The 25970-nt window shown below is 75.2% G+C and carries 25 protein-coding genes and 1 pseudogene; 23 read left to right on the forward strand and 3 right to left on the reverse strand.

The annotated features are described in order from the left end of the window. The first annotated feature begins 68 nt into the window (after positions 1–68). The 10 genes from AD017_RS24675 (at position 69) to AD017_RS24720 (ending at position 10899) form a co-directional block, all read left to right on the forward strand. Complete coding sequence (locus tag AD017_RS24675; protein ID WP_060575717.1) at positions 69–2186, forward strand: primosomal protein N'; 2118 nt, start codon at positions 69–71, stop codon at positions 2184–2186. Positions 2187–2434: 248 nt separating this feature from the next. Beyond that, entirely contained in the window at positions 2435–2983 is a 549-nt protein-coding gene (def, locus tag AD017_RS24680; RefSeq protein WP_060575718.1) for a peptide deformylase, read from the forward strand. After that, the gene (locus tag AD017_RS24685; RefSeq protein ID WP_060575719.1) at positions 2980–3912 is read left to right on the forward strand and encodes a methionyl-tRNA formyltransferase; all 933 of its coding nucleotides are present in this window, start codon (positions 2980–2982) and stop codon (positions 3910–3912) included. Before def ends, AD017_RS24685 begins: the two co-directional genes overlap by 4 nt. A gap of 631 nt (positions 3913–4543) precedes the next feature. Further along, positions 4544–5887 carry an RsmB/NOP family class I SAM-dependent RNA methyltransferase gene (locus tag AD017_RS24690; protein WP_060576594.1) on the forward strand — a complete coding sequence of 448 codons (1344 nt, stop codon included), beginning with the start codon at positions 4544–4546 and terminating at the stop codon, positions 5885–5887. Between the two features lie 92 nt (positions 5888–5979). Further along, positions 5980–6678 carry a ribulose-phosphate 3-epimerase gene (gene rpe, locus AD017_RS24695; protein ID WP_060576595.1) on the forward strand — a complete coding sequence of 233 codons (699 nt, stop codon included), beginning with the start codon at positions 5980–5982 and terminating at the stop codon, positions 6676–6678. Between the two features lie 13 nt (positions 6679–6691). Further along, complete coding sequence (gene ribD, locus AD017_RS24700) at positions 6692–7798, forward strand: bifunctional diaminohydroxyphosphoribosylaminopyrimidine deaminase/5-amino-6-(5-phosphoribosylamino)uracil reductase RibD (protein WP_082398913.1); 1107 nt, start codon at positions 6692–6694, stop codon at positions 7796–7798. A gap of 15 nt (positions 7799–7813) precedes the next feature. Beyond that, entirely contained in the window at positions 7814–8449 is a 636-nt protein-coding gene (locus AD017_RS24705) for a riboflavin synthase (RefSeq protein ID WP_010228672.1), read from the forward strand. A 77-nt stretch (positions 8450–8526) separates the two neighbouring features. Then, entirely contained in the window at positions 8527–9795 is a 1269-nt protein-coding gene (locus AD017_RS24710; RefSeq protein ID WP_033199365.1) for a bifunctional 3,4-dihydroxy-2-butanone-4-phosphate synthase/GTP cyclohydrolase II, read from the forward strand. A gap of 82 nt (positions 9796–9877) precedes the next feature. Then, on the forward strand, positions 9878–10369 hold the full coding sequence (gene ribH / locus AD017_RS24715; protein WP_029239460.1) for a 6,7-dimethyl-8-ribityllumazine synthase: 492 nt from the start codon (positions 9878–9880) through the stop codon (positions 10367–10369). A 101-nt stretch (positions 10370–10470) separates the two neighbouring features. Beyond that, positions 10471–10899 carry a PH domain-containing protein gene (locus AD017_RS24720; RefSeq protein ID WP_060576597.1) on the forward strand — a complete coding sequence of 143 codons (429 nt, stop codon included), beginning with the start codon at positions 10471–10473 and terminating at the stop codon, positions 10897–10899. Between the two features lie 31 nt (positions 10900–10930). On the opposite strand, the gene AD017_RS24725 is transcribed toward AD017_RS24720, so the two are convergent. Then, positions 10931–11728 (reverse strand): DUF2786 domain-containing protein, encoded by a 798-nt coding sequence (locus AD017_RS24725; RefSeq protein WP_060575720.1) that lies wholly within the window; start codon positions 11726–11728, stop codon positions 10931–10933. 215 nt (positions 11729–11943) lie between these two features. Here AD017_RS24725 and uvrC point away from each other — a divergent pair, with 215 nt between their 5' ends. The 12 genes from uvrC to AD017_RS24785 all read left to right on the forward strand — a co-directional run bounded on the left by uvrC (position 11944) and on the right by AD017_RS24785 (position 23914). Continuing rightward, positions 11944–13941, forward strand: a complete 1998-nt coding sequence (uvrC, locus tag AD017_RS24730) for an excinuclease ABC subunit UvrC (RefSeq protein ID WP_060575721.1) — start codon at positions 11944–11946, stop codon at positions 13939–13941. Continuing rightward, positions 13938–14840 carry an RNase adapter RapZ gene (rapZ, locus tag AD017_RS24735; protein WP_010228350.1) on the forward strand — a complete coding sequence of 301 codons (903 nt, stop codon included), beginning with the start codon at positions 13938–13940 and terminating at the stop codon, positions 14838–14840. Before uvrC ends, rapZ begins: the two co-directional genes overlap by 4 nt. A 14-nt stretch (positions 14841–14854) precedes the next feature. Further along, on the forward strand, positions 14855–15880 hold the full coding sequence (gene yvcK, locus AD017_RS24740) for a uridine diphosphate-N-acetylglucosamine-binding protein YvcK (RefSeq protein WP_082399377.1): 1026 nt from the start codon (positions 14855–14857) through the stop codon (positions 15878–15880). Beyond that, complete coding sequence (gene whiA / locus AD017_RS24745; protein WP_010228348.1) at positions 15871–16860, forward strand: DNA-binding protein WhiA; 990 nt, start codon at positions 15871–15873, stop codon at positions 16858–16860. The genes yvcK and whiA overlap by 10 nt, the downstream gene beginning before the upstream one ends. A 121-nt stretch (positions 16861–16981) precedes the next feature. Continuing rightward, positions 16982–17770 carry a hypothetical protein gene (locus tag AD017_RS24750; RefSeq protein WP_145982580.1) on the forward strand — a complete coding sequence of 263 codons (789 nt, stop codon included), beginning with the start codon at positions 16982–16984 and terminating at the stop codon, positions 17768–17770. Between the two features lie 247 nt (positions 17771–18017). Then, a complete protein-coding gene (gene gap / locus AD017_RS24755; RefSeq protein WP_010232091.1) occupies positions 18018–19031 on the forward strand; it encodes a type I glyceraldehyde-3-phosphate dehydrogenase in 1014 nt (337 codons plus the stop codon). Further along, positions 19028–20209, forward strand: coding sequence for a phosphoglycerate kinase (gene pgk, locus AD017_RS24760; protein ID WP_010232089.1), 1182 nt, complete (start codon positions 19028–19030; stop codon positions 20207–20209). The genes gap and pgk overlap by 4 nt, the downstream gene beginning before the upstream one ends. Further along, on the forward strand, positions 20209–20997 hold the full coding sequence (gene tpiA, locus AD017_RS24765) for a triose-phosphate isomerase (RefSeq protein ID WP_010232086.1): 789 nt from the start codon (positions 20209–20211) through the stop codon (positions 20995–20997). The genes pgk and tpiA overlap by 1 nt, the downstream gene beginning before the upstream one ends. A 161-nt stretch (positions 20998–21158) precedes the next feature. After that, positions 21159–21395, forward strand: coding sequence for a preprotein translocase subunit SecG (gene secG / locus AD017_RS24770; RefSeq protein WP_029239623.1), 237 nt, complete (start codon positions 21159–21161; stop codon positions 21393–21395). Positions 21396–21434: 39 nt separating this feature from the next. After that, on the forward strand, positions 21435–21776 hold the full coding sequence (locus AD017_RS24775) for an RNA polymerase-binding protein RbpA (RefSeq protein WP_010232080.1): 342 nt from the start codon (positions 21435–21437) through the stop codon (positions 21774–21776). A gap of 120 nt (positions 21777–21896) precedes the next feature. Beyond that, the gene (locus AD017_RS24780; RefSeq protein WP_082398914.1) at positions 21897–22622 is read left to right on the forward strand and encodes a class I SAM-dependent methyltransferase; all 726 of its coding nucleotides are present in this window, start codon (positions 21897–21899) and stop codon (positions 22620–22622) included. A gap of 32 nt (positions 22623–22654) precedes the next feature. Continuing rightward, positions 22655–23914 (forward strand): TrpB-like pyridoxal phosphate-dependent enzyme, encoded by a 1260-nt coding sequence (locus AD017_RS24785; protein ID WP_060576598.1) that lies wholly within the window; start codon positions 22655–22657, stop codon positions 23912–23914. A gap of 50 nt (positions 23915–23964) precedes the next feature. Here the strand turns inward: AD017_RS24785 and AD017_RS24790 are convergent, their stop codons facing one another. Continuing rightward, on the reverse strand, positions 23965–24378 hold the full coding sequence (locus tag AD017_RS24790) for a DoxX family protein (RefSeq protein ID WP_060575724.1): 414 nt from the start codon (positions 24376–24378) through the stop codon (positions 23965–23967). Between the two features lie 198 nt (positions 24379–24576). Between AD017_RS24790 and AD017_RS34705 the strand changes: the two are divergent. Then, positions 24577–24705, forward strand: a pseudogene (locus AD017_RS34705) (P-II family nitrogen regulator); the annotation flags it as partial. Between the two features lie 37 nt (positions 24706–24742). Here the strand turns inward: AD017_RS34705 and AD017_RS24795 are convergent. Further along, positions 24743–25954, reverse strand: a complete 1212-nt coding sequence (locus AD017_RS24795) for a patatin-like phospholipase family protein (RefSeq protein ID WP_060575725.1) — start codon at positions 25952–25954, stop codon at positions 24743–24745. Positions 25955–25970: the final 16 nt, after the last annotated feature.

Genomic DNA, 25970 nt, shown 5'->3' on the forward strand with positions numbered 1-25970 from the left:
TCCGCATCGCGCGGGCCCGGCCACGGGCGTGTCCGGGGCCGGTCGGTGCCGCGTGGTAGACCCACCGCGTGAGTTCTCCCGCGACGCCCCGCACCGCCCGCACGGGTGGGTCGCCGGCCCGGCGCCCCGCGAGGAACCGCGGCGAGTGGACGGCGGCTGCCGCGCTGCCGGTTGCGCGGGTCGCCGTCGACGTCCCGCTGCCGCACCTGGACCGCCCCTTCGACTACCGGGTCCCGTCGCACCTCGACGACGCCGCGGTGCCCGGCGTGCGGGTGCGTGTGCGTTTCGCGGGCCGGATGCTCGACGGGTACCTGCTGGAACGGGTCGAGGACTCCGCGCACGGCGGGAAGCTCGCCTGGGTGGACAAGGTGGTGTCCGCCGAGCCGGTGCTGACACCGGAGGTGGCCGGTCTGTCCCGCGCCGTCGCCGACCGCTACGCGGGGGTGTTCGCCGACGTCCTGCGGCTCGCGATCCCCGCCCGGCACGCGCGCGTGGAGTCGGAGACGCCGCGGGAGCGGACCGTGCCCGAGCCCGCCGCGCCCGATCGGGCCGGCTGGGAGACCTACCCCCGCGGCGGAGCCCTGCTCGACGCGCTGGCCGGCGGCCGGGCCGCGCACGCCGTCTGGCAGCCGGTGCCCGGTGAGGACTGGGCGGCCCGGCTCGCCGAGGCCGCCGCGGCGTGCCGCACGGCCGGCCGCTCGGCACTGCTGGTGGTGCCCGACCAGCGCGACGTCGACCGGCTGCACGCCGCCTGCGCGGCGCAGCTCGGTGACGACGCCGTCGTCGCGCTCTCGGCGGACCTCGGCCCGGCCGAGCGCTACCGCCGGTGGCTGGCGGTGCGCCGGGGGAGCGTCCGGGTGGTCGTCGGGACGCGGTCGGCGGCGTTCGCCCCGCTCGGTGAGCTCGGCCTGCTGGCGGTCTGGGACGACGGCGACGACTCCCACTCCGAGCCCCGCGCGCCGTACCCGCAGATCCGGGACGTGCTCGTGCTGCGCGCCCACCGGGAGGGCGCGGCGGTGCTGGTCGCCGGGTTCGCCCGCACCGCGGAGGCGCAGCTGCTCGTCGAGTCCGGGTGGGCACAGGCCGTCGTCGCCGACCGGGCCACCGTCCGTGCCCGGGCGCCGCGGGTCACCGCGATCGGCGAGTCCGACACCCAGCTCGTGCGCGACCCGTCGGCCCGGGCGGCGCGGGTCCCGGGGGTGGCGTTCGAGGCCGCCCGGACCGCGCTGGCCGCCGGGCGCCCGGTGCTGGTCCAGGTGCCGCGCTCGGGCTACCTGCCGTTCCTGGCCTGCGCGTCCTGCCGGGAGGCGGCACGGTGCCGGCACTGCGCGGGGCCGCTGGGACTCCCGCGGCCCGGCCCGGGCGGAGCCCGTGGCGACGACGGCTCGTCCGGGCTGCCGTCCTGTCGCTGGTGCGGGCGGGTGGAGACCTCCTTCCGGTGCGGCAACTGCGCGTCCCGGCGGCTGCGGGCCGGGGTGATCGGCGCGGGCCGGACCGCCGAGGAGCTGGGCCGTGCCTTCCCGGGTGTGCCCGTGCGGACGTCCGGTGGTGGCGTGGCGGTGCTCGACGACGTCGAGGCCGGCCCCGCGCTCGTCGTCGCGACGCCCGGCGCGGAGCCGGTCGCCGAGGGCGGCTACGGCGCCGCGCTGCTGCTGGACGGGTGGGCGATGCTCGCCCGCCCGGACCTGCGGGTCGCGGAGGAGACCCTGCGCCGCTGGTTCGCCGCGGCCGCCGGGGTCGTCCCGCACGGCGACGGCGGCCGGGTCGTGGTCGTCGCCGACTCGTCGATCCCGACCGTGCAGGCACTCGTCCGGTGGGACCCGGCCTGGCACGCCGAGGGCGAGCTGGCCGAGCGTGCCGAGGTCGGGTTCCCGCCCGCGGTGCGGATGGCGGCGGTCGAGGGACCGCCCGCCGCGGTCGCGGAGATCTGCGACGCCGTCCTCGACCCGGACCGGGACCCGCCGGAGGGGGTGGAGCTGCTCGGGCCGGTGGAGATCGACCCGGTGGAGCGGCCCGGGGGGACCGGCCCGGACCGCGACGACGTCCGGGAACGGGGGCTGCTTCGGGTTCCGCGGCGGTCGGGGCGCCGGCTCGCCGCCGCCCTGCACGACGCCCAGGCGTCGCGGACCGCGCGGAAGGCACCGGAGACCGTGCGGGTCCGCCTGGACCCGGACGAGATCGACTGAGCCTGGCACGGCCCGGCCCGGCCCGGCCGGCCCGGCACGGCACGCCCGGCCCGGGTCCTGCCGGTGCGCCGGTCCACCGGACGCCGCCCGGCAGGCGCCATCGGGTCCGCCGCGCCGCGGCCGCGGGGCCCGGCCCGGCGCGGACGTGCAGTGGCACAATGGAGCGCCGACCACTCCCGGCCGCCGCCTGCCGCCGCGGCCCGCCCGCACGTCCGTCCGCACCGTCCGCACCGTCCGCGAGGAGAACCGTGTCCATCCAGCCCGTCCGGCTGTTCGGCGACCCCGTGCTCCGCACCCGCGCCACCGAGGTCACCGACTTCGACGCGGAGCTGCGCAAACTGGTCGCCGACCTCACCGACACGATGCACGCCGAGGGCGGGGCCGGCCTCGCCGCGCCGCAGATCGGCGTGAGCAGGCGGGTGTTCGTCTACGAGTGCGACGGGTTCGCCGGTCACCTGATCAACCCCACGTGGGAGGCGGTCGGCGAGGAGGAGCAGGTCGGCCCGGAGGGCTGTCTCTCCATCCCCGGTCTGGGCTTCGACTGCCGGCGGAAGCTGACCGTCGTCGGCCGCGGCTGGGACGTGCACGGCGAGCCGCAGGTCGTCGAGGGGTCGGAGCTCCTGGCGCGCTGCATCCAGCACGAGACCGACCACCTCGACGGTGTCCTCTTCGTCGACCGCCTCGACGCCGAGACCCGGAAGCAGGCGATGCGCGAGATCCGGGAGGCATCGTGGTTCGGTGAGCCCGAGCCCGTCGTGCGGACCAGCCCGCACCCGATGTTCGGCAGGGCGCGATGAGGCTGCTGTTCGCCGGCACCCCCGAGCCGGCCGTCCCCGCGTTGCGGGCGTTGCTCGACTCCCCGCGGCACGACGTCGTCGCCGTCCTCACCCGGCCGGACGCGCCGTCCGGGCGCGGACGCCGGCTGACCCGTTCGCCCGTGGGCGCGCTCGCCGACGAGGCCGGGATCCCGGTGCTCACGCCTGCGAAGCCCGCCGGACCGGAGTTCGTGGAGGTGCTGCGCGAGCTCGCGCCGGACTGCGCACCGGTCGTCGCCTACGGGGCACTGCTGCCCCGCGCGGTGCTGGACGTGCCGGCGCACGGCTGGGTCAACCTGCACTTCTCGCTCCTGCCCGCCTGGCGCGGCGCGGCGCCGGTACAGGCCGCGCTCCGGCACGGCGACGACGTGACCGGCGCGACGACCTTCCGGCTGGAGGAGGGCATGGACACCGGCCCGACCTTCGGCGTCGTGACCGAGACGGTCGGCGGCGGCGACACCGCGGGAGCGCTGCTCGGCCGGCTCGCCGAGTCCGGTGCGAAGCTGCTCACCGCGACGCTGGACGGCATCGAGGACGGCACCGTCGAGGCGGTGCCGCAGCCGGCCGAGGGGGTGTCCCTCGCCCCGAAGGTCACCCCTGCCGATGCGCGCGTGGACCTCTCGTCGCCGGCCGCCGCGATCGACCGCCTGGTCCGGTCGGTGACCCCCGAGCCCGGGGCGTGGTGTGAGTTCCGTGACGACCGGCTGGGTCTCGGCCCGGTGCGGCCGCTGCGGACCGGTGAGGTCGAGCTCGCGCCGGGGGAGCTGCGCGTGGAGCGCCGCCGGGTGCTGGCCGGGACGGCGACCGTCCCGGTGGAGCTCGGTGAGGTGAAGCCGAAGGGCAAGCGCCTGATGCCCGCCCCGGACTGGGCCCGCGGGGCCCGGATCGAACCGGGCGAGTACCTGAGGTGACCCCGTGGGGCCGGGGACACCGGGCCCGCGGAGGGACAGCGAGACGAGCGAGGACGGCCGGGAAACGCTCCCGGCCGCGGCGGACGACCGCCGAGGAGACGACGTGAGCGAGCAGGACCCCGGACCGCGCGGCGACGACCGCCGCCGCGACGACCGCGGCGCACCCCGTGGCGACCGGCGTGGGCCGGGTGGTGACCGGGGCGGGCGCCCCCGTGACGCCCGCGACCGGGACCGGCGCGACGACCGTCCACGTGGTGGTGACCGGGACCGCCGCGACGACCGCCCGCGGCGCGACGACCGTGCCCGCGGCGACCGCCCCGACCGCCCCGACCGCGGTGGCCGGGACGACCGTCGCCCCAGCCACTCCCGGTCCGGCGGCGACGTCGCCCGGCGGCGCGACACCGGAGCCCCGCGCGACGGTGGCTTCCGCGGGCGGGACCAGCGGGACGGCGGGGACGGCCGTCCACGCCGGGACCGCGACACCGGCCGGTCGCCCCGCCGCGACGACGACCGGCGCGACGGTGGACGGCGCGAGCGCACCGCGGGCCCGCGGAACGCGGGGCCGCCCCGTGGCCGCGTCGGGCCCGGCCGCCCACCGGCCGTCGACCCGGCCCGGCAGGCCGCGTACGACCTGCTGACCGCCGTCCGGGAGCGGGACGCCTACGCCAACCTCGCGCTGCCCGGGATCCTGCGCCGGTACCGGCTCCGGGATCGGGACGCCGCGCTCGCCACCGAGCTCGGCTACGGCACCCTGCGTGCCCAGGGACTGCTCGACACCGTCATCGACGCCTGCACCGACCGGCCGCTGTCGAAGATCGAGCACCCGTTGCTGGACGCGCTGCGGCTGGGCGCCTACCAGCTGCTCCGGACCCGGGTTCCCGCGCACGCCGCGGTCTCGACCTGCGTCGAGCTCGTCCGGGGCGACCACGGCTCGCAGTCGGCCGGGTTCGTCAACGCCGTGCTGCGCCGGATCGGGGAGCACGACGAGGCGGAGTGGCTCGACCGGCTCGCCCCGGACCCGGCGGAGGACCCGGTCGGCAACGCCGCGCTCCGGCACGCCCACCCGCGCTGGATCGCCCAGGCGTTCGCGGACTCCCTCGGCGACACCGGTGAGGAACTGACCGCCGCGCTGGCGGCCGACGACGCCCGGCCCCGCGTCCACCTGCTCGCCCGCCCCGGGGAGATCTCCGCCGAGGAGCTCGCCCTGGCGACCGGCGGGGAGGAGGCGCCCTGGTCGCCCTACGGGGTGCACCTCGAGCCGGGCAGCGGTGACATCGGCGAACTCGATGCCGTCGCCGAGGGGCTCGCGCTCGTCCAGGACGAGGGCAGCCAGCTCGTCGCCGCCGCGCTCGCCCGCGCCGAGCTGCTCGGCGAGGACACCGGTCGCTGGCTCGACCTCTGCGCCGGCCCCGGTGGCAAGGCGTCGCTGCTCGGCGGTCTGGTCGCGGCTCACGGCGGGACGCTCGACGCCGTCGAGAGCAGCGAGCGGCGCGCCGGGCTCGTCCGCGAGGCCACCGCCGACCTCCCGGTCACCGTGCACGTCGCCGACGGCCGTGAGGCGCCGCTGCCCGAGGGCGGCTTCGACCGCGTGCTCGTCGACGCCCCCTGCACCGGCCTCGGTGCGCTGCGCCGGCGGCCGGAGGCACGCTGGCGCCGCCGCCCCGAGGACACCGCCGCGCTCACCCGGTTGCAGCGCGAGCTGCTCGTCGCCGCGCTCGGGCACGTGCGGCCCGGCGGCGTCGTCGCGTACGTGACCTGCTCGCCGCACGTGTCGGAGACCGCCGGAGTGGTCGGGCGGATCGTCGGTCGCGAGGACCGTCCCGGCCCGGCGGGCCCGGTCGAGCAGCTCGACGCCCGCGCCTGCCTCCCCGCGGACCTGCCCGGTCTCGGCGACGGGCCTGCGGTGCAGCTCTGGCCGCACCGGCACGGGACCGACGCCATGTTCCTCGCCCTGATCCGCAAGCCGCTCGGCTGATGCCCGTCACCCTCGTGCGCGGTGTGATTCCTCCCTCGCACGGGGGTGCCGGAGGCCGTGGGTGGCAGGGATAGCCTGCCGTCGTGCACCCGATGATCGCGCCCAGCATCCTCTCGGCGGACTTCGCCCGGCTCGCGGACGAGGCCGCCGCCGTGGGGCCGTCGGCCGACGGCACCGCGGGCGACCCCGGTGCGGACTGGCTGCACGTCGACGTGATGGACGCCCACTTCGTCCCGAACCTGACCCTCGGGCTCCCGGTCGTGCAGAGCCTGCGCGCGGCCACCGGCATCCCGCTCGACTGCCACCTCATGATCGAGGACCCGGACCGCTGGGCCCCCGGCTACGCCGAGGCCGGCGCGAAGAACGTCACCGTGCACGTCGAGGCCGCCCGCGACCCGGTGATGCTCGCCCGCGACCTGCGGGCCGCCGGTGCCCTCGCCGGCCTGTCGATCAAGCCGGGGACCCCGCTCGACCCGTACGTCGAGGTCCTCAAGCACTACGACACCCTTCTGGTGATGAGCGTCGAGCCCGGTTTCGGCGGCCAGAGCTTCATGCCCGAGGTGCTGGAGAAGGTCCGCGCGGCGCGCCGGCTCGTCGACACCGGGCACCTGAAGCTGATCGTCGAGATCGACGGCGGTATCAACGCCGAGACCATCGAGCAGGCCGCCGAGGCCGGCGTCGACTGCTTCGTCGCCGGGTCCGCCGTCTACAACGCCGAGGACCCCGGGCGCGCCGTCGCCGCCCTGCGCGACAGCGTGCGCCGCAGCAACCCGCACCGCTGGGCCGGCTGACCGGACCGGGCGGGTGACCCCACGCGACGACGCGGCGCCGGACTCCGCGCACACCGCACGGCGGGACGCTGCGCGGACGACCGCGCGGGACGCCGTGCCGGCCGCGATGCGCCGCGCCCTCGCCGCGTCCGATCTCGTGCACGGCACGACCAGCCCGAACCCCGCCGTCGGCTGTGTCGTCCTCGACCGGGCCGGCGCCGTCGTCGGGACCGGGGCCACCACGCCGCCCGGCGGGCCGCACGCGGAGCGGGTCGCGCTGGCCGAGGCGGGGGACCGCGCCGCCGGCGGGACCGCCGTGGTGACCCTGGAGCCCTGCAACCACAGCGGGCGGACCCCGCCGTGCGTCGACGGTCTCCTCGAGGCCGGGATCGCCCGGGTGTACGCCGCGCTCGCCGACCCGAACCCGGTCGCCGCGGGCGGCCTGGACCGGCTCCGCGCGGCCGGGGTCGAGGTGACGCTCGGCACACTTGCCGGTGAGGTCGGGCGCGGGCCGCTGCGGGGCTGGCTGCACCGCCAGCACACCGGACGCCCGCACGTGACCTGGAAGGTGGCGACCACGCTCGACGGGCGGGTCGCCGCCGCCGACGGGACCAGCCGCTGGATCACCGGCCCCGAGGCCCGCGCCGAGGTGCATGACCTGCGCCGCAGGATGGACGCGATCGTCGCCGGCACGGGTACCGTCCTGGACGACGACCCGGCGCTGACCGCTCGCCGGCCCGACGGCACCCTGTTCGACCACCAGCCGCTGCGCGTGGTGGTCGGGCACCGCGACGTCCCGCCCGGCGCGCGGCTCTCGAACCGGGCCGCAGGGGAGGCCGAGGTGGTCCACCTCCGAACCCGCGATCCGGGTGAGGTGCTCGCCGAACTCGTCCGCCGCGACACGGTGGACGTGCTGCTCGAGGGCGGGCCGACCCTGGCCGGAGCGTTCGTCGCCGCAGGCGCCGTCGACCGGGTGCTGGTGCACCTGGCCCCGGCCCTGCTCGGTGCGGGCCCGCACGCCCTCGGTGACGCGGGGGTGGGAACGATCGCGGACATCGTGCGGTTGCAGGTGGACGAGGTCCGCCGCAGCGGCGGGGACGTGGTCATCGACGGACGACCGGCGCCCGCGCCGATCGGATAGCAGGAGGGAACACCGATGTTCACCGGCATCGTGGAGGAGGTCGGCGAGGTCGTCGACGTCCGGACCGACGGCGACGTCGTCGTCCTGACCGTGCGGGCGGCACTGGCCGCCGAGGTCGGGCACGGCGAGTCGGTGGCGGTGAACGGGTGCTGCCTCACCGCCGTCGTGGACGGGACGGGTGCGGAGGTGCTCACCCTCGAGCTCGTCCCGGAGACCCTGAAGCGCACCTCGATCGGCGTCGTCGGCGCCGGTTCCGGCGTCAACCTCGAGCGGGCGGTCCCCGCCGGCGGGCGCCTCGACGGGCACATCGTGCAGGGCCACGTCGACGGCGTCGGTACCGTCGTCTCGCGCACCCCCGGTGACCGCAGCGACGAGGTCCGCTTCTCGCTGCCCGCCGAGCTCGCGCGGTACGTCGTCGAGAAGGGCTCGGTCGCCGTCGACGGCGTGTCGCTGACCGTCGCCACGGTGTACCCGGACGGGTTCGGTGTGGCGTTGATCCCGACGACCCTGGCCGACACCACCCTGGGCTCGCGCGCCCCCGGTGACCCGGTCAACCTGGAGGTCGACGTGATCGCCAAGTACGTGGAACGCATGACCGCGGGGTACCTGCAGGGCAGCCCCGGGTCCGGACAGGAAGGGGCCGCGCGGTGAGCGAGCCGTCGACCACCCCGGGCAGCGCTCCGGAGGCGGACGCCTCCGGCAAGCTGCCGGAGCACCCGCACACCGTGATGGGCCCGAGCGAGCGGGCGGAGCGCTTCGCCCAGATCGAGAAGGCGATCGCCGACATCGCCGAGGGCAAGCCCGTCGTCGTGATGGACGACGAGGACCGCGAGAACGAGGGCGACCTCATCTTCGCCGCGGCCAAGGCGACCCCGGAGCTGCTGGCCTTCACCGTGCGCTACACCTCGGGCTACGTCTGCGTGGCGATCACCGAGGACACCTGCGAGCGGCTCGACCTGCCGCCCATGCACCACACGAACCGGGACTCCTTCCGGACCGCGTACACGGTCACCGTGGACGCGAAGGAGGGCGTCACCACCGGCATCTCGGCGCAGGACCGCTGCCGCACCATCCAGCTGCTCGCCGACCCGGCGACCGAGTCCGCGGACCTCGTCCGCCCGGGGCACGTGCTGCCGCTCCAGGCCCGCGAGGGCGGCGTGCTGCGCCGCCCCGGCCACACCGAGGCCGCCGTCGACCTGGCCCGGATGGCAGGCCTCCCGCCGGCCGGTGCGCTCTGCGAGATCGTGTCGGAGAAGAACGCGGGCGACATGGCCCGGGGTGAGGAGCTCGGCGTCTTCGCCGCCGACCACGACCTCACGCTGATCACGATCGCGGACCTCATCGCCTACCGGCGCCGGTTCGAGAAGCACATCGAGCGGATCGCCACCGCCCGGATCCCCACCGGGCACGGCGACTTCCTCGCTTACGGCTACGACTCGCTGCTCGACGGCGTCGAGCACATCGCGATGGTCATGGGCCCCGTGGGCACCCCCGCCGACGACGGCGAGGAGGTGCTCGTGCGGGTGCACTCCGAGTGCCTCACCGGCGACGTCCTCGGCTCGCTGCGCTGCGACTGCGGCCCCCAGCTCGACGCCGCCCTGGAGGCCGTGGCGAACGAGGGCCGCGGCGTGGTGCTCTACATGCGCGGGCACGAGGGCAGGGGGATCGGCCTGCTGCACAAGCTGCAGGCCTACCAGCTGCAGGAGGCCGGCGCCGACACCGTCGACGCCAACCTGGCGATGGGCCTGCCCGCCGACGCCCGCGACTACGGCATCGGCGCCCAGATCCTCGCCGACCTCGGCGTGCGGTCGATGCGGCTGCTCACCAACAACCCGGACAAGCGGGCGGGCCTGGAGGGCTACGGCCTGCGCGTGGTCGGCCGCGAGGCGATGCCGGTCCGGGCGACCCCGCAGAACCTGCGCTACCTGCGGACCAAGCGCGACCGGATGGGCCACGACCTGCCCGACCTGGGTGGCGTCGCGGACCCCGGCCGCTGACCGGAGCGGCACCGGTGGAGCGCACCGGGCCCGGGAACACCCCGGTGCCCCGGTGCGCCGCCGGACCGGCGAGAATCGAGCCATGAGCGGTGAGGGCAGGCCCGCCGGGGCCACGCAGCTGGACGCGACCGGGCTCCGGGTCGGTGTGGTCGCCGCCCGCTGGCACGCCGAGATCGTCGACGCCCTGCTGGAGCGGGCCGTCGCGACCGCGCGCGAATCCGGCACCGAGCCGACCGTCGTCCGGGTGCCCGGCACCGTGGAGCTCCCGGTCGTGGCCCAGGAGCTCGCCCGCACCCACGACGCGGTCGTCGCCCTCGGCGTCGTCGTGCGCGGGGGCACCCCGCACTTCGAGTACGTCTGCGACGCCGTGACGTCCGGCCTGACCCGGGTGGCCCTCGACGAGGCCACCCCGGTCGGGAACGGTGTCCTCACCACCGAGACCGTCCAGCAGGCGGTGGACCGGTCCGGTGCCCCGGGCTCGGCCGAGGACAAGGGCACCGAGGCCTGTCTGGCCGCCCTCGAGTCGGCGCTGGTGCTGCGCGACCTGCGCGCCGGCGTCGCGACCAGCACGTGAGCCGTGGCCCCGACCGGGCCCCGCAGGGAGGACACACCGTGACCGAGCAGCCGCAGCAGGACACCCCGCGGGCCGACGCGACCGGGCCCGGGCCGGACGCGGTGACGCTGCGCCCCCGCGCGCTGCTGGTCACCGCCTGGGTCTGTGCCGCCGCGATCATGGTCTTCTTCGTGGTCGTCGCGTACCTGATGCCCGCGGAGGACACCGGCGTGATCTTCCGCCCGGCCGACCAGGTCGCGATGGTGGTGATCGGGGCGTTCGTCGCCGGTGGGCTGTTGCTGATGGCCCGGCCGCGGGCCCGCGCCGACCGCAACGGCATCGAGGTCCGCAACGTGCTGAGCACCCGCTGGTTCCCCTGGACCGAGGTGCTCGGCGTCTCCTTCCCGGACGGTGCCTCCTCGGCCCGCCTGGAGCTGCCCGACGACGAGTACCACCCGGTCCTCGCCGTCCAGGCCGTCGACCGCGGTCTCGCCGTGCGCGGCGTGCGGAACCTGCGCGAGCTGCACCGCGCCGCCGTCCTGGGGGAGTGACCCGCCCCGGGCCGGACCGGCGCCCGGCCGGTCAGCGGTCCAGCGCGCGCACACGGCCCCGGCCCTGCACCGCGGGACCGCCGAGATCGGCCCGGTCGGCCGCGGCGGCGCCCCGCCGGTGGCCCGAGCCCGACACCTGCGGCCTGCGGGCCCGCGGCAACGTCCCGAACTCCGCGGCGTACGCCTCGTCGACGCGGTCGCCCCGATCGGCCAGCACCAGCTCGACCGACGGGCCGGTGGACCCGCCGGGCCCGGCCCCGCCCGCCTCCGCGACCTCGGACACGATCTCCTGCTCGGCCTCGAGCAGCCGCTGGTGGATCCGCGCCGCGAACCCGTAGATCCAGGACCGGCGGTAGGCCACGACCGACTCGCCCGGGTGCGGCGGGCGCAGCGCGCTCACCTGGGCCGAGCTCTGCAGCAGCAGCGAGGTGTAGAGCAGCTCGACCCGCTCCCGGTCCGACGCGTGGCCGAACACGGTCACCGCGGCGACCCGGCCGTTGCGGTGGTCGTGCATCACCCACCGGCAGCGCAGCGCCGCCGCTGTCCAGCCCAGCAACCGGGCCTTCGCCCCGCTGTACGGGTCGTCGATGTCGATCGTCGCCCGGCCGATCGGGTCCGTGCGCGGGGGGCCGGTGGCCGCGAGCAGCGCCTCGTCGACCCCGTGCCGGGCCATCATCTCGACGGCCTTCCCGGTGTAGATCTCGGCCTCGTCCGGCGTGCCGGCGCGCTCGGCCTTGGCCAGCAGCTTCCGGATGGTGTCGAGCCGCGCCTCCGGGACGGGGACCTCGCCCGGCGCGGTGCCGAACTCGATGTCGTGCGCGGTGCTCATGGGCTCTCCTCGGGCCGGGCGGGTCGAACTCGTGTTCGAGGGCGGTTCTACCGGAGGGCCCCGACAGTCTCCGACGGCGGCCCCGCCACGGTGGCCGCGGCGCGCCGGTGCGCGGGGATGCCGGCACCGGTCCGTCCCTACACCCCGCTCGGGGCGCCCGGCGGAGCCGGGGGCCGGACCGCGTGTCGGTCCCCGGAACTACCCTGGGAAGCACCATGGCCGACCCGAGCACGTACCGTCCGGCGACCGGGACGATCCCGGAGTCGCCGGGCGTCTACCGGTTCTCCGACCCGCGCGGCCGGGTGATCTACGTCGGCAAGGCGAAGAGCCTGCGGCAGCGGCTCAACTCCTACTTCGCGGACCTGTCCGGGCTGCACCCGCGCACCCGGCAGATGGTCACGACCGCGTCGAAGGTCGAGTGGACCGTCGTCGGGACCGAGGTCGAGGCGCTCCAGCTCGAGTACAACTGGATCAAGGAGTACGACCCCCGGTTCAACGTCCGCTACCGCGACGACAAGACCTACCCGGTCCTCGCGGTGACGATGAACGAGGAGTACCCGCGGCTGCACGTCTACCGCGGGCCGCGGCGCAAGGGGGTCCGCTACTTCGGGCCCTACGCGCACGCCTGGGCCATCCGGGAGACCCTCGACCTGCTGCTGCGGGTGTTCCCGGCCCGCACCTGCTCGGCCGGGGTGTTCAAGCGGCACGGCCAGATCGGCCGTCCCTGTCTGCTCGGCTACATCGACAAGTGCTCGGCGCCGTGCGTCGGCAAGGTCAGCGCCGACGAGCACCGCGACATCGTCGAGGGCTTCTCCGACTTCCTCTCCGGCCGGACCGACCGGATGGTCAGGCGGCTCGAGCAGGAGATGGCGGAGGCGTCGGAGAACCTGGAGTTCGAGCGGGCCGCCCGGATGCGCGACGACCTGGGCGCGCTGCGCCGCGCGATGGAGAAACAGGCCGTCGTCCTCGGCGACGGGACCGACGCGGACGTCGTCGCCTTCGCCGAGGACGAGCTGGAGGCGGCCGTCCAGATCTTCCACGTCCGCGGCGGCCGGGTCCGCGGCCAGCGCGGCTGGGTGATCGACAAGGTCGAGCCGACCGACACCGAGCAGCTCGTCGAGCGGTTCGTGTCGCAGTTCTACGGCGAGCAGCACGCGCTCGCCGGCGCCGCCGACGACGCGATGCAGCCCGTCCCGAAGGAGATCCTCGTCCCGGTGCTGCCCGCCGAGGGGGCCGCCCTGGAACGGTGGCTGAGCGGGCTGCGCGGCTCGAAGGTGTCGCTGCGGGTGGCGCAGCGCGGCGACAAGAAGGACCTCGCCGAGACCGTCGCCCGCAACGCCAAGGAGGCCTTCGCCCAGCACAAGCTGCGCCGGGCCGGCGACCTCACCGCCCGCTCGGCGGCGCTGCAGGAGATCCAGGAGAACCTGGAGCTGGACCAGGCCCCGCTGCGGATCGAGTGCATCGACGTCAGCCACGTGCAGGGCACGAACGTCGTCGCCTCGCTGGTCGTGTTCGAGGACGGGCTGGCCCGCAAGTCGGAGTACCGACGGTTCGAGATCAAGGACGCGAGCGACCAGGGCGACGTCGCGTCCATCGCCGAGGTCGTCCGGCGCCGGTTCAAGCGTTTCCTGGCCGAGACCGCCGACGAGCCCGAGCCCACCGCCGGGTTCGGCGAGGTGGCCCCGGGCGACACCGTCCGGACCGGCATCGACCCGGAGACCGGCCGGCCGAAGAAGTTCGCCTACCCGCCGAACCTGCTCGTCGTCGACGGGGCGAAACCACAGGTCGACGCGGCGGCCGCCGAGCTCGCCGAGCTGGGGATCACCGACGTCGCCGTGTGCGGTCTCGCCAAGCGCCTCGAGGAGGTCTGGCTCCCGGACGACGACGATCCCGTCATCCTCTCCCGGACGAGTGAAGGTCTGTACCTCCTCCAGCGGGTCCGCGACGAGGCGCACCGTTTCGCCATCACCTATCACCGCCAGCGTCGTTCCCAGGGCATGACGGCCTCCGCGCTGGACGGCGTCCCCGGGCTCGGCCCGGCCCGCCGGCAGGCGCTGCTGAAGCACTTCGGATCGGTGCGCAAGCTGCGCGCGGCCGGGGTGGAGGAGATCGCGGGGGTGCCCGGGTTCGGCCGGCGCACCGCGGAGACCGTCGTCGCCGCACTGCACGGCGGTAACGGGACCGGAGCGTCGACCGAGGGGGAACAGCGATGACGGGCACAGGGGAGCAGGTTCCGGACGGTGGCCCGGGTATCGAGGTCGCCGTCGTCAGCGGCCTGTCCGGGGCCGGGCGCAGCACCGCGGCGAAGGTGCTGGAGGACCTCGGCTGGTTCGTCGTCGACAACCTGCCCCCGGAGCTGATCGCGACGATGGTGGAGCTCGGCTCGCGGGCGCGCGGCGAGGTGGCGCGCATCGCCGTCGTGATGGACGTGCGGTCCCGTGCCTTCACCGACGACCTGGGCGCGGTCATCAAGGACCTGGACGGACGGGGCTACCGGCCGCGGCTGCTGTTCCTGGAGGCGTCCGACGCCGTCCTGGTGCGGCGGTTCGAGCAGAACCGGCGCTCGCACCCGCTGCAGGGCGCCGGCCGGATCACCGACGGGCTGAACGCCGAGCGCGAGGTGCTGCGCCCGCTCCGCGAGGACGCCGATCTCGTCGTGGACACCTCGAACCTGTCCGTGCACGACCTGCGGTCGCGGATCGAGGGGTCGTTCGCGGGGGAGAGCGCGCACGCCGCCACGCGGATCACGGTGCTGTCGTTCGGGTACAAGTACGGGCTCCCGCTCGACTCCGACCTCGTCGTCGACGTGCGTTTCCTGCCCAACCCGCACTGGATCCCCGAGCTGCGCGAGCACACCGGGCGCGACCACGAGGTCAGCGACTACGTGCTGTCCCAGGAGGGCGCCGAGGAGTTCGTCGACCGCTACCTGGAGCTGCTCGACCTGGTCGGCGCCGGTTACCGCCGCGAGGGCAAGCGGTACCTGACCGTCGCCGTCGGCTGCACCGGCGGCAAGCACCGCTCGGTCGCGATCTCCGAGGAGATCGGCAGGCGGCTGTCCGCGCAGGACGGCGTCCAGGTCAACGTCGAGCACCGCGACATGGGGCGCGAGTGACCGGACCGGACGGGATGCGGGTGGTGGCGCTGGGGGGCGGCCACGGCCTGCACGCCACCCTGACCGCCCTGCGCCGCTGCCCGGCCGTCGCCGGGATCACCGCCGTCGTCACCGTCGCCGACGACGGCGGGTCCTCGGGCAGGCTGCGCCGCGAGCTCGGGCTGCTGCCGCCCGGCGACCTGCGGATGGCGCTGTCCGCGCTGGCCGCCGACGACGCCGACGGCCGGTTCTGGTCCGGTCTCGTGCAGCACCGTTTCGGCGGCAACGGTGCGCTGGCCGGGCACGCCGTCGGGAACCTGCTGCTCGCCGGCCTGCTGGAGCGCGACGGCGATCCCGTCCGGGCGCTGGAGACCCTCGGCGGGCTGCTCGGCTGCGCCGGCCGGGTGCTGCCGATGGCCCGGGTGCCGCTGGACATCGAGGCGGAGGTCGCACTCGACGGCCGGGACCGTGCGCACCGCATCCGCGGGCAGGTCGCGGTCGCCTCCACCCCCGGCCGCGTCCGGCGCGTGTGGCTCCGGCCGGAGGATCCGCCGGCCTGCGACGAGGCCGTACGCGCCGTCCTGGAGGCCGATGCCGTCCTGCTGGGGCCCGGCTCGTGGTTCACCAGCGTGCTGCCGCACCTGCTCGTGCCCGGCCTGCGCGACGCGCTGCTGGAGACCTCCGCGGCCCGCGTCGTGCTGCTCAACCTCACACCGGAGCCGGGGGAGACCGCCGGTTTCTCGCCGGAGCAGCACCTTGAAGTACTGTCCGGTCACGCGCCCGACCTGCGGGCGCACGCCGTCCTGGCCGACAGCGGGTCGGTACCACTGCCGGACAGGCTGCACGCGGCGGCGGCCGACCTGCTGGTCCCCGGCGGTCGGGTGTGGCTGGCCGACGTCGCCGACGCCGACGCAGCGACCCCACGGCACGATCCGGACGCCCTCGCGGGCGCCCTGCTCGAGGTGCTCGACGTCCTGGCCCCGGTGGGCCGGCGCGAGGCCGGAACGACAGGGAACGACGACCACGGCCCGCAGCGCGGAAGGAGCCCCGAATGGCCATGACCGCCACGGTGAAGGACGAGCTGAGCCGGCTCACCGTCACCAAGCAGTCGTCGCGGCGCGCCGAGGTGGCCTCGCTGTTGCGCTTCGCCGGCGGATTGCACATCGTGGGCGGCCGCGTCGTCATCGAGGCCGAGGTGGACACCGGATCGGTGGCCCGCAGGCTCCGCCGCGAGATCCACGAGCTGTACGGCCACACCGCCGACGCCCACGTGATCACGGCGGGCGGGCTGCGCCGCAGCGCCCGCTACGTGATCCGGGTGATCCGCGACGGCGAGGGGCTGGCCCGGCAGACCGGCCTGCTCGACAACCGGGGGCGTCCGGTCCGCGGGCTGCCGCCGCCCGTCGTGTCCGGGGACCTGTCCGACGCCGAGGCCGCCTGGCGGGGCGCGTTCCTGGCACACGGCTCGCTGACCGAGCCCGGCCGCAGCTCCGCGCTCGAGGTCACCTGTCCCGGCCCGGAGGCCGCGCTCGCGCTGGTCGGCGCGGCCCGCAGGCTCGGGGTGGCGGCCAAGGCCCGTGAGGTCCGCGGGGCGGACCGGGTGGTCGTCCGCGACGGCGACGCGATCGGTGCGCTGCTGACCCGGATGGGCGCGCACCAGAGCGTGCTGTCCTGGGAGGAGCGGCGGATGCGGCGCGAGGTCCGGGCGACCGCGAACCGCCTGGCGAACTTCGACGACGCCAACCTCCGCCGGTCCGCACGGGCCGCGGTCGCTGCGGCCGCCCGGGTCTCGCGCGCCCTGGACATCCTCGGCGACGAGGTGCCCGAGCACCTGCGTGCGGCCGGGACGCTGCGTGCCCAGCACACCCAGGCGTCGCTGGAGGAGCTCGGCCAGCTCGCCGACCCGCCGATGACCAAGGACGCGGTCGCCGGCCGGATCCGGCGGCTGCTGCAGACCGCCGACAAGAAGGCGGCCGAGCTGGGCATCCCGGACACCGAGTCGGCCGTCACGGCCGAGATGCTGGAGGAGGAGGGGCGCTGACGCACGGCGTCGGCGGACCCCTCCGGCCCGCCCTCCGCGGTGATCACACCCCGTCACCGGGCCGCTGCGGCGGGTCCGGCATGATGCCGCCGTGACGAACCCGGGCTCCACTCTTCTCGCCGTGCATCTCGATCGATCCAGCATGCTGCGACCGCTGCTCCCCGCCCTCCGCGCCGGCCTCGTCGACCTGCTCGACGCCCAGGCCGCGGAGCCGGGGTCGCTGCAGGTCGTGCTGTCCACCGGTGACGACCTGACGCGTTCGCTGGCCGACGGCTCGCACCCGCCCGCGACCCCGGTGGACGCCGGCGGCGCGCGCACCGCGCTCGCCACGAAGCTCCGTCCGGTCGACGGCCCCGACCTGAGGATCGGCGCCGCCCGCCTGCTCGACGCGGTCGGGGACGAGCTCGCCGCCCGTGCGGAGGACGACCGGCCGGAGCGCGTCGTCGTGCTGCTGGTCGGCGAGGCGGCGGTCGGCGACCCGTCCCACGTGCGGGAGCGGATCGCCCACCAGCGCTCGACCTACGCCTGGGAGGTCGCGCTGGTCGACGTCACCAGTGGTGGCATCCCGGCCGCGAAGCGCCCGGAGCCGGCGGGTCCGGCCGAGGCCGCCACGGAGCAGGCCGAGGGTGCCACGGACGACGGGCAGGGCACCGCCGCCGTCGCACTGGCCGAGCGGACGGACGGGCCGGCCGCCGCCGCGCGCTTCGGCGTCCCCGCCCCGGCGACGATCACCGCCGGGCCCGGCGCCGCCGGCGTCACCGCCGCGCTGTCCGCCGCGACGGCGTTCGTGTCCCGCGCCCGGGCGGTCCAGCCGCACGAGCCGGTCGACGGTTTCTCCGACGACGAGCGCGCCGCGGCCGCCGTCGCCGACACCCGTCCCGCCTGGCGGAAGTTCCTGCGCATCGCCTGAGCGGTCGCCGGTGGCCCGTGCCGGGCGTCCGGCACGGGCCACGGCCGGGTGCGAGGAGCGGATCGCGGCGCAGGTCACGGGGTACGCGGGATCCGCGCGCGCCGATGCGCCGATAGGGTGGCGGCCGAGCACGGCACGTGGCCTCCGCCCGACGGGGCGGAGTGCGGCGATCGACCTGCCACCCCCGCCGCCGGGACCCGGCGTGCCGGGGCGAAGACGACACGCACGACGAGCCCATGGAGGCACTGTGACGGTCCGCGTAGGAGTCAACGGCTTCGGCCGCATCGGCCGGAACTTCTGGCGGGCGGTGGACGCCCAGCGCGCCGCCGGGACGACGGACATCGAGATCGTCGCGGTGAACGACATCACCGACAACGCGACGCTCGCGCACCTGCTGAAGTACGACTCGATCCTCGGCCGCCTGCCCTACGAGGTCACCACCTCGGGCGACGAGATCGTGGTCGACGGCAAGGGCTTCAAGGGCCTGGCCGTCCGCGACCCCGCCGAGCTGCCCTGGAAGGACCTCGGCGTCGACGTCGTGGTCGAGTCCACCGGGCTGTTCACCAAGCGCGACGCCGCGTCGAAGCACCTCGACGCCGGCGCGAAGAAGGTCGTCATCTCGGCCCCCGCGTCCGACGAGGACATCACCATCGTCAAGGGCGTCAACGACGGTGACTACGACGGTTCGCAGAACATCGTCTCGAACGCGTCCTGCACCACGAACTGCCTGGCGCCGATGACCAAGGTGCTCGACGACCTGGTCGGGATCGAGAAGGGTCTGATGACCACGATCCACGCCTACACCGCCGACCAGAACCTGCAGGACGGCCCGCACAAGGACCTGCGCCGCGCCCGGGCCGCCGCGCTGAACATCGTCCCCACCTCGACCGGTGCCGCCAAGGCGATCTCGCTGGTCATGCCGCACCTCAAGGGCAAGCTCGACGGCTACGCGCTGCGGGTGCCGATTCCCACCGGCTCGGCCACCGACCTGACCGTCGAGGTCAAGGGCGAGACCACCGTCGAGGCCGTCAACGCCGCGATGAAGGCCGCCGCCGAGGGCCCGCTGAAGGGCGTCCTCAAGTACACCGAGGACCCGATCGTGTCCTCGGACATCGTGACCGACCCGCACTCCTGCATCCTCGACGCGGGCCTGACCAAGGTCATCGGCAACCAGGTCAAGATCGTCGGCTGGTACGACAACGAGTGGGGCTACTCGAACCGTCTGGTCGACATCGCCGGGCTGGTGGCGTCGAAGCTGTGAAGAACGTCGACGACCTCGTCGCCGAGGGCGTTCAGGGCCGGACCGTCCTGGTCCGTTCCGATCTCAACGTTCCCCTCGACGACGACCGGAACATCACCGACGACGGCCGCATCCGCGCCTCGGTGCCGACCATCCAGGCGCTGTCCGGTGCGGGCGCGCAGGTCGTCGTCACCGCGCACCTGGGCCGTCCGAAGAACGGCCCGGAGGCCCGGTTCTCGCTGGCCCCGGCAGCCGGGCGGCTCGGTGAGCTGCTCGGCGCCCCGGTCCGGCTGGTGGAGCACGGCAGGCCGCTCCCGAGCATGGCGGCGGGCGACGTCGTCATGCTGGAGAACATCCGGTTCGACGCCCGCGAGACCAGCAAGGACGACGCCGAGCGCGGCGCGTTCGCCGACGAGCTGGTCTCGCTCGTGGGCGACGACGCGGCGTTCGTGTCCGACGGCTTCGGGGTGGTGCACCGCAAGCAGGCGTCGGTCTACGACGTCGCGCAGCGGCTCGACCCCTACGCCGGCGGGCTCGTCCTCTCCGAGGTCGAGGTGCTGCGGACCCTGACCGGGGACCCGCAGCGGCCCTACGCCGTCGTGCTCGGCGGGTCGAAGGTCTCGGACAAGCTGGCCGTGATCGAGGCGCTGCTGCCGACCGTCGACACGCTGCTCGTCGGCGGCGGGATGTGCTTCACCTTCCTCGCCGCCCAGGGGCACGGCGTCGGCTCCTCGCTGCTGGAGTCCGACCAGGTCGGCACCTGCCGGACCCTGCTGGAGTCCGGCAAGATCGTCCTGCCGACCGACGTCGTGGTCGCCGACGCGTTCTCCGCGGACGCGAACACGAAGACGGTGCCGGTGGACGCGATCGAGGACGGCTGGCTGGGCCTGGACATCGGTCCGGACTCGGTGCGCGCGTTCGCCGCGCGGATCGCCGAGGCGAGGACGATCTTCTGGAACGGCCCGATGGGCGTGTTCGAGATGGCGCCGTTCGCCGACGGCACCCGCGGGGTCGCGCAGGCGATCGCCGACGGGGCCGCGTTCTCCGTCGTCGGCGGGGGTGACTCGGCGGCCGCGGTGCGGGCGCTGGGCATCGCCGAGGACGGCTTCTCGCACATCTCCACCGGCGGTGGCGCCTCGCTCGAGTTCCTCGAGGGCGCGACCCTGCCGGGCGTCGCGGTCCTGGAGGGTGAGGCCTGATGGCATCCCGTACCCCGCTCATCGCGGGCAACTGGAAGATGAACCTCAACCACCTCGAGGCCATCGCGGTCGTGCAGAAGCTCGCCTTCGCACTGCCCGACCGGTACTTCGACAAGGTCGAGGTCGCGGTCCTGCCGCCGTTCACCGACATCCGCAGCGTCCAGACGCTGATCGACGGCGACAAGCTCAGGGTCGTGCACGGGGCGCAGGACCTGTCCCCGCACGACTCGGGTGCCTACACCGGTGACGTGTCCGGGGTGATGCTCGCGAAGCTGGGCTGCCGGTACGTCGTCGTCGGGCACTCGGAGCGCCGGGAGATCCACGCCGAGGACGACGCGGTCGTGAACTCCAAGGTGCTCGCCGCGCTCAAGCACGGGATCACCCCGATCCTGTGCGTCGGCGAGGGCCTGGAGGTCCGCGAGGCCGGCACGCACGTGCAGCACTGCACCGACCAGCTGCGCGGCGCCCTGAAGAAGGTGTCCGCCGAGCAGGCGGCCGGGATCGTGCTCGCCTACGAGCCGGTCTGGGCGATCGGCACCGGGAAGGTCGCGGGTCCCCCGGACGCCCAGGAGGTCTGTGCCGCGCTGCGCGAGACCCTGCAGGAGCTCTACGGCGACGACGTCGCCGCTGGCGCCCGGATCCTCTACGGCGGCTCGGTGAAGTCGTCGAACGTGGGGGAGATCGTCGCCCAGACCGACGTCGACGGCGCGCTGGTCGGCGGGGCGAGCCTGGACGCCGAGGAGTTCGCGAAGCTCTCGGCGATCGCCGCGGGCGGCCCCCTGCCGTAGCCCGGCGGTCCCGCCACGTGTCCACGACTCGGGGAGCTCCGGCCCAGGCCGGAGCTCCCCGAGCCGCATGTGGGGGAGGTGGGCGACCCGGCCGGACACGGTCCCGGGGTGTCGGAGTATCCTGGGCCACTCCACGAGCGACCGCAGATTGGGAAGTGCACGTGATCCTGACCCTGCAGATCATCCTCATCGTGACCAGCGTGATGCTGATCGCGCTGGTCCTGCTGCAGCGCAGCAAGGGCGGTGGTCTGACCAGCCTCTTCGGCGGTGGCGTCCAGTCGAGCCTGTCCGGCTCCGCGGCCGCCGACCGGAACGTCGCTCGTTACACGATCTTCGTCGGGCTGATCTGGTTCATCGCGGTGGTCGGCAACGGCCTCCTGCTGGCCGGCAACGCCTGACACCGTAATCGCGCCAGTGCGAGCGAGAGGGACGACACGATGGCTGGTGGCAACGCGATCCGCGGCACCCGGGTCGGGGCCGGTCCGATGGGCGAGTCCGAGCGCGGCGAGACCGCGGCACGCGAACGGATCCCGTTCTACTGCGTGAACGGACACGTCAACAACACCTGGTTCGCCGCCGAGGCCGAGGTCCCGGAGACGTGGGACTGTCCGCGCTGTGGCCTGCCCGGCGGGCGTGACTCCGAGAACCCGCCGGCCGCGCCGCGCACCGAGCCGTACAAGACGCACCTGGCCTACGTGAAGGAGCGGCGCAGCGACGCCGACGGCGAGGCCATCCTGGAGGAGGCCCTCGGCCGGCTCCGGGCGTCCCGGGAGCTGTAGATCCGCGGCCCCCGCACACTGCTGCACGGTGCCCGCCGCCGCGCCGGCCGGCTGGTCGACGCCGCGCTGGCCCGGCACACCGCCGCCCAGACGGCGACGCTGCGGGCCGAGCTGGCCGCGTTGCGCGAGGAGCTGGACGGGCGCGTCCGCGCCGAGGCCGACCGCGTGCTCTCCGAGCTGCGGGCCACCGAGATCCGGGACCGGCGCGACGTCTTCGCCGCCGGCGAGCGGGAGGCCGTCGCGAGCAGTGCCCGGTTCGCCCGCGACCACCTGGCCGGGGCGGTCGCGCTGCCGGCCCCGGACGCGACGCTGGCGCACGCGCTCTCGCTGGCCCCCTCCGGTGGCATGGCGTGCGAGTTCGGCGTCTACCGCGGCAGGACCCTCCGCATGATCGCCGCGCACCGCGCCGACGGCCGTGTCCACGGTTTCGACACCTTCACCGGCCTGCCCGAGACGTGGCGGGCGGGGTTCCCCGCCGGCGCGTTCGACGACGTCGGAGCGCTGCCCGAGATCCCGGGCGCCGAGCTGGTCCCCGGTCTGTTCGACGACACCCTCGACGGGTTCCTGGCCGAGCACCCCGGCCCGGTGGACTTCCTGCACGTCGACTCGGACCTGTACTCGTCGGCGGTGACCGTGCTGGCCGCCGTCGGCCCGCGGCTGCGTGTGGGCAGCATCGTGCTGTTCGACGAGTTCCTCAACTTCCCGGGCTGGGAGCGCGACGAGGCCCGCGCCTGGTGGGAGTACGCCGAGAAGCACGGCGTCCGCTACTCCTACGTCTGCTGGACCCACGACAACGAGCAGGTCGCGGTGCGGATCGACGATCCCGGAGACGCGCCCCTCTCGTGACCCACGGCACCTCCGGGATAGGTTCCGAGGTCATGACCCGCTGGACGCTGCCACCGGAACGGATCCCCGAGGCCTGGTTCAACGTCGTGCCGCACCTGCCGGCCCCGCTGCAGCCGCCGCTGCACCCGGGGACGCGGGAGCCGGTCGGCCCCGACGACCTGGCGCCGCTCTTCCCCGCGGCGCTGATCGAGCAGGAGGTGAGCGCCGCACCGTGGATCGACGTCCCCGGTGAGGTTCTCGACATCCTCCGGCTGTGGCGCCCGACCCCGCTGGTGCGGGCCGCCCGGCTCGAACGGGAGCTCGGGACACCGGCCCGGATCTACTACAAGGACGAGTCGGTCTCACCGTCCGGCAGCCACAAGACCAACACGGCGGTGGCGCAGGCGTTCTACAACGCCCAGGACGGCACCACCCGGCTCACCACCGAGACCGGCGCCGGGCAGTGGGGCACCGCGCTGGCGTTCGCGTCGGCGCAGTTCGGCCTGGACCTGAAGGTCTACATGGTGCGGGCCTCGTACGGGCAGAAGCCCTACCGGCGGATCGCGATCGAGACCTGGGGCGGCGAGGTCGTCGCGTCCCCGGTCGACGAGCCGGACCAGCCCGGATCGCTCGGCTCGGCGATCTCCGACGCGGTCCGCGACTGCGTCGGCCGCGACGACACCCACTACGCGCTCGGCTCCGTGCTGAACCACGTCGTGCTGCACCAGACCATGATCGGGCTGGAGGCGAAGGAACAGCTCGAGCTGGCCGGGGAGCGGCTGCCCGACGTCGTCGTGGGGTCCTGCGGGGGTGGCTCGAACCTGGGCGGCATCGCCTTCCCGTTCGTCCCCGACGCGGGTGTGCGGCTGCTCGCCGTCGAGCCGCTGTCCTGCCCGACGCTGACCCAGGGCCGCTACGACTACGACTTCGGCGACACCGCGGGGCTCACCCCGCTCATGCCGATGTACACCCTGGGGCACGACTTCGTGCCGCCGTCGATCCATGCGGGCGGCCTGCGGTACCACGGCGACTCGCCGCTGGTGTCGGCCCTGGTGCGGGACGAGCGCATGGAGGCGGCCGCCTACCCGCAGGGCAAGGTGTTCGAGGCGGCCAAGCAGTTCGCCCGGACCGAGGGGAGGATCCCCGCACCGGAGACCGGGCACGCGATCGCCGCGGCGATCGACGAGGCGCTGGCCGCGAAGGAGACCGGTCAGGCGAAGGTCGTCCTGTTCAACTACTCCGGGCACGGCTTCCTCGATCTCGCCGCCTACGACGACCACAACCACGGCCGGCTCACCGACGAGACCGTCTGACCCCGCGACGGCCCGCCGCCCCGGAGGTCGTCTCCGGGGCGGCGGGGCGTTCAGCGGCGCACCATCCGCAGCAGCGCCGCGGTGTCGTGCCGGCGGAACCAGGCGACGACACAGACCAGCACCAGCACCACCGCCGGGAAGGCGATCATCCCCGGCATCAGGATCGCGGTGACGACGGTCGCGCCGACCATGAGGGCGACCTGGCAGGTCGCCGCGAGCCCGCACAGCCTCGGGACCAGCAACGCGACCGCCCCGGCGAGCTCCAGCCAGCCGACGACGACCATGCCGGGCACGCCCAGCCCCAGCAGGTCGAACCCGGCGACGGCGACGGGATCGAAACTGATCTTCGGTAGTGCCGCCATCACGAAGACGCCGGTGAGCACGACCTGCAGCACCCAGAGGGCGATCGTCCCGGCGAGCGGGCGGGCCGAGCCGGTCGTGGCGGTGGTGGACCTGGTGGTCATGGCGGTGTCCCTTCCCCGGGCGGTCCGGTGTGGGCCGCTGTCCGCAGTACCGACCGGGGGTGTCGTGCGGACTCATCGGCCACGGCGGGAACCGCCCGGATCACGCCGATGGTCCGTTTTCGGGGTGCTGCGACACCGATGTCCGGTCTGGTGCGCCGGGGCCGGTCGGTCCCGATGCGTGCTCAACATGTCGAGCTCGTCGACAAGGTCGTCGACGGTATCGCCGCCGCGGCCCGGACCGGCACGATCGGCGACGGCAAGATCTGGGTGCAGCCGGTCGAGGCGGTCGTCCGGGTCCGGACGGGCGAACGCGGCAGCGACGCCGTCCGACCCCGCCCGGTGCGGTGGCGGTGGCGGTCCCGGGTCACGCGCGGGCGCGCCGGGCCGGCTCCGGCCCGTCGGGAGCAGCCGCCGACGTCGCGTGCGCCGCCCCCAGCGCCGCCGCCGCGGACGCGAACGCCGGATCGAAGAACAGGAAGCTCAGCAGCTCCGCCCCGTGCGTCGGGTCGACGTCCGGCACCCCGCCGCCGACCAGTCGTTCCAGCACGAACAGCGACGGGTTGCGCAGCGCGCAGAGGCCGCCGTACTCGGTCCGGCGGACCTCGGCGGCGAGGTCGGCGAGCTCGGTCCCGCGGTCCGGTGGCGGCCCGGTGAACCAGCTCCCGATCCGGCGGTGCCGCCCGTCCACACCGCGCTCGACGAGCTCGTTCACCGCCCGCAGCGTCCGGAGGTCCTCGGTGACGCCCGCGCCGAGCACGATCCGCAGCGCGAGCGCGGCGACCGCGTAGACGTCGGGGACGTCCGCGGGCGGGTCGGCCGCCTCCGGCACCGGCACGGCCGGCGTCGTCGCGACGACGCCGATCCGGTCCGCGCCGAGCCGCAGCGCCGGCTTGAGCGGGGTGTTCAGGCGGACACCGCCGTCCAGGTACCAGCCGGGGTCGGGGCCCTCGATCCGGCGGGGTGCGAACAGCACCGGCACCGCGGCCGAGGCCAGCAGGTGGTCCGGGGTCAGCACGGCGTCGACGTAGCGGATGTCGCGGCCCGGGTCGTAGGGCGGGAGCCCGACATCGGGTCCGCGCTCGACGAACACGACCGTCCCACCGGTGCCCGCCGACGTGCACGCCACCCCGACCGCGTCGACCGGGCCGCGGGCGATCGCGTGATGCAGCCGGTCCCAGTCGACGACCCGCTCGACGACCGGGCGCAGGCGCTCGGCGTCGAGCAGCCGGGTCACGCGATCGGGCAGCCCCAGCAGCCGTCGCAGGGCGGACGGGACACCGGCGAGGTCGCCCAGGTAGGCCGCGCCCGCCTCGAACGCCGACGACGGGAGCGCGACGACCTCACTGGTCCGCACCGACTCCCAGCGGGTCACCAGCTCGGCAGCGGCCTCCTCGGGATCGGTGCCGGTCAGGCCCGCGAGCGCGGCCACGTTCAGGGCGCCGGCACTCGTCCCGACCAGCACCGACGGCGCCGACCAGGTACGGGTCAGCCGGGGGAGCAGCTCCGTGAGCGCCCCCGCCTCGTACGCGCCGCGGGCTCCGGCGCCCGCCACCACCAGTCCGGTGCGACCCGCCATCGCTCCACCTCCGACG

Source organism: Pseudonocardia sp. EC080619-01 (assembly GCF_001420995.1).
In the GTDB taxonomy this organism is placed as follows: Bacteria; Actinomycetota; Actinomycetes; order Mycobacteriales; family Pseudonocardiaceae; genus Pseudonocardia.

What these genes read in the sequence shown, in the direction of transcription:
- ribH (WP_029239460.1), top strand. Translation starts at nt 9,878, where the DNA reads ATGAGCGGTGAGGGCAGGCCCGCCGGGGCCACGCAGCTGGACGCGACC.
- rapZ (WP_010228350.1), top strand. Translation starts at nt 13,938, where the DNA reads ATGACGGGCACAGGGGAGCAGGTTCCGGACGGTGGCCCGGGTATCGAG.
- AD017_RS24725 (WP_060575720.1), bottom strand. Translation starts at nt 11,728, where the DNA reads ATGAGCACCGCGCACGACATCGAGTTCGGCACCGCGCCGGGCGAGGTC.
- rpe (WP_060576595.1), top strand. Translation starts at nt 5,980, where the DNA reads ATGATCGCGCCCAGCATCCTCTCGGCGGACTTCGCCCGGCTCGCGGAC.
- AD017_RS24710 (WP_033199365.1), top strand. Translation starts at nt 8,527, where the DNA reads ATGGGCCCGAGCGAGCGGGCGGAGCGCTTCGCCCAGATCGAGAAGGCG.
- AD017_RS24685 (WP_060575719.1), top strand. Translation starts at nt 2,980, where the DNA reads ATGAGGCTGCTGTTCGCCGGCACCCCCGAGCCGGCCGTCCCCGCGTTG.
- AD017_RS24775 (WP_010232080.1), top strand. Translation starts at nt 21,435, where the DNA reads ATGGCTGGTGGCAACGCGATCCGCGGCACCCGGGTCGGGGCCGGTCCG.
- yvcK (WP_082399377.1), top strand. Translation starts at nt 14,855, where the DNA reads ATGCGGGTGGTGGCGCTGGGGGGCGGCCACGGCCTGCACGCCACCCTG.
- uvrC (WP_060575721.1), top strand. Translation starts at nt 11,944, where the DNA reads ATGGCCGACCCGAGCACGTACCGTCCGGCGACCGGGACGATCCCGGAG.
- whiA (WP_010228348.1), top strand. Translation starts at nt 15,871, where the DNA reads ATGGCCATGACCGCCACGGTGAAGGACGAGCTGAGCCGGCTCACCGTC.
- AD017_RS24785 (WP_060576598.1), top strand. Translation starts at nt 22,655, where the DNA reads ATGACCCGCTGGACGCTGCCACCGGAACGGATCCCCGAGGCCTGGTTC.
- tpiA (WP_010232086.1), top strand. Translation starts at nt 20,209, where the DNA reads ATGGCATCCCGTACCCCGCTCATCGCGGGCAACTGGAAGATGAACCTC.
- AD017_RS24790 (WP_060575724.1), bottom strand. Translation starts at nt 24,378, where the DNA reads ATGACCACCAGGTCCACCACCGCCACGACCGGCTCGGCCCGCCCGCTC.
- AD017_RS24705 (WP_010228672.1), top strand. Translation starts at nt 7,814, where the DNA reads ATGTTCACCGGCATCGTGGAGGAGGTCGGCGAGGTCGTCGACGTCCGG.
- AD017_RS24795 (WP_060575725.1), bottom strand. Translation starts at nt 25,954, where the DNA reads ATGGCGGGTCGCACCGGACTGGTGGTGGCGGGCGCCGGAGCCCGCGGC.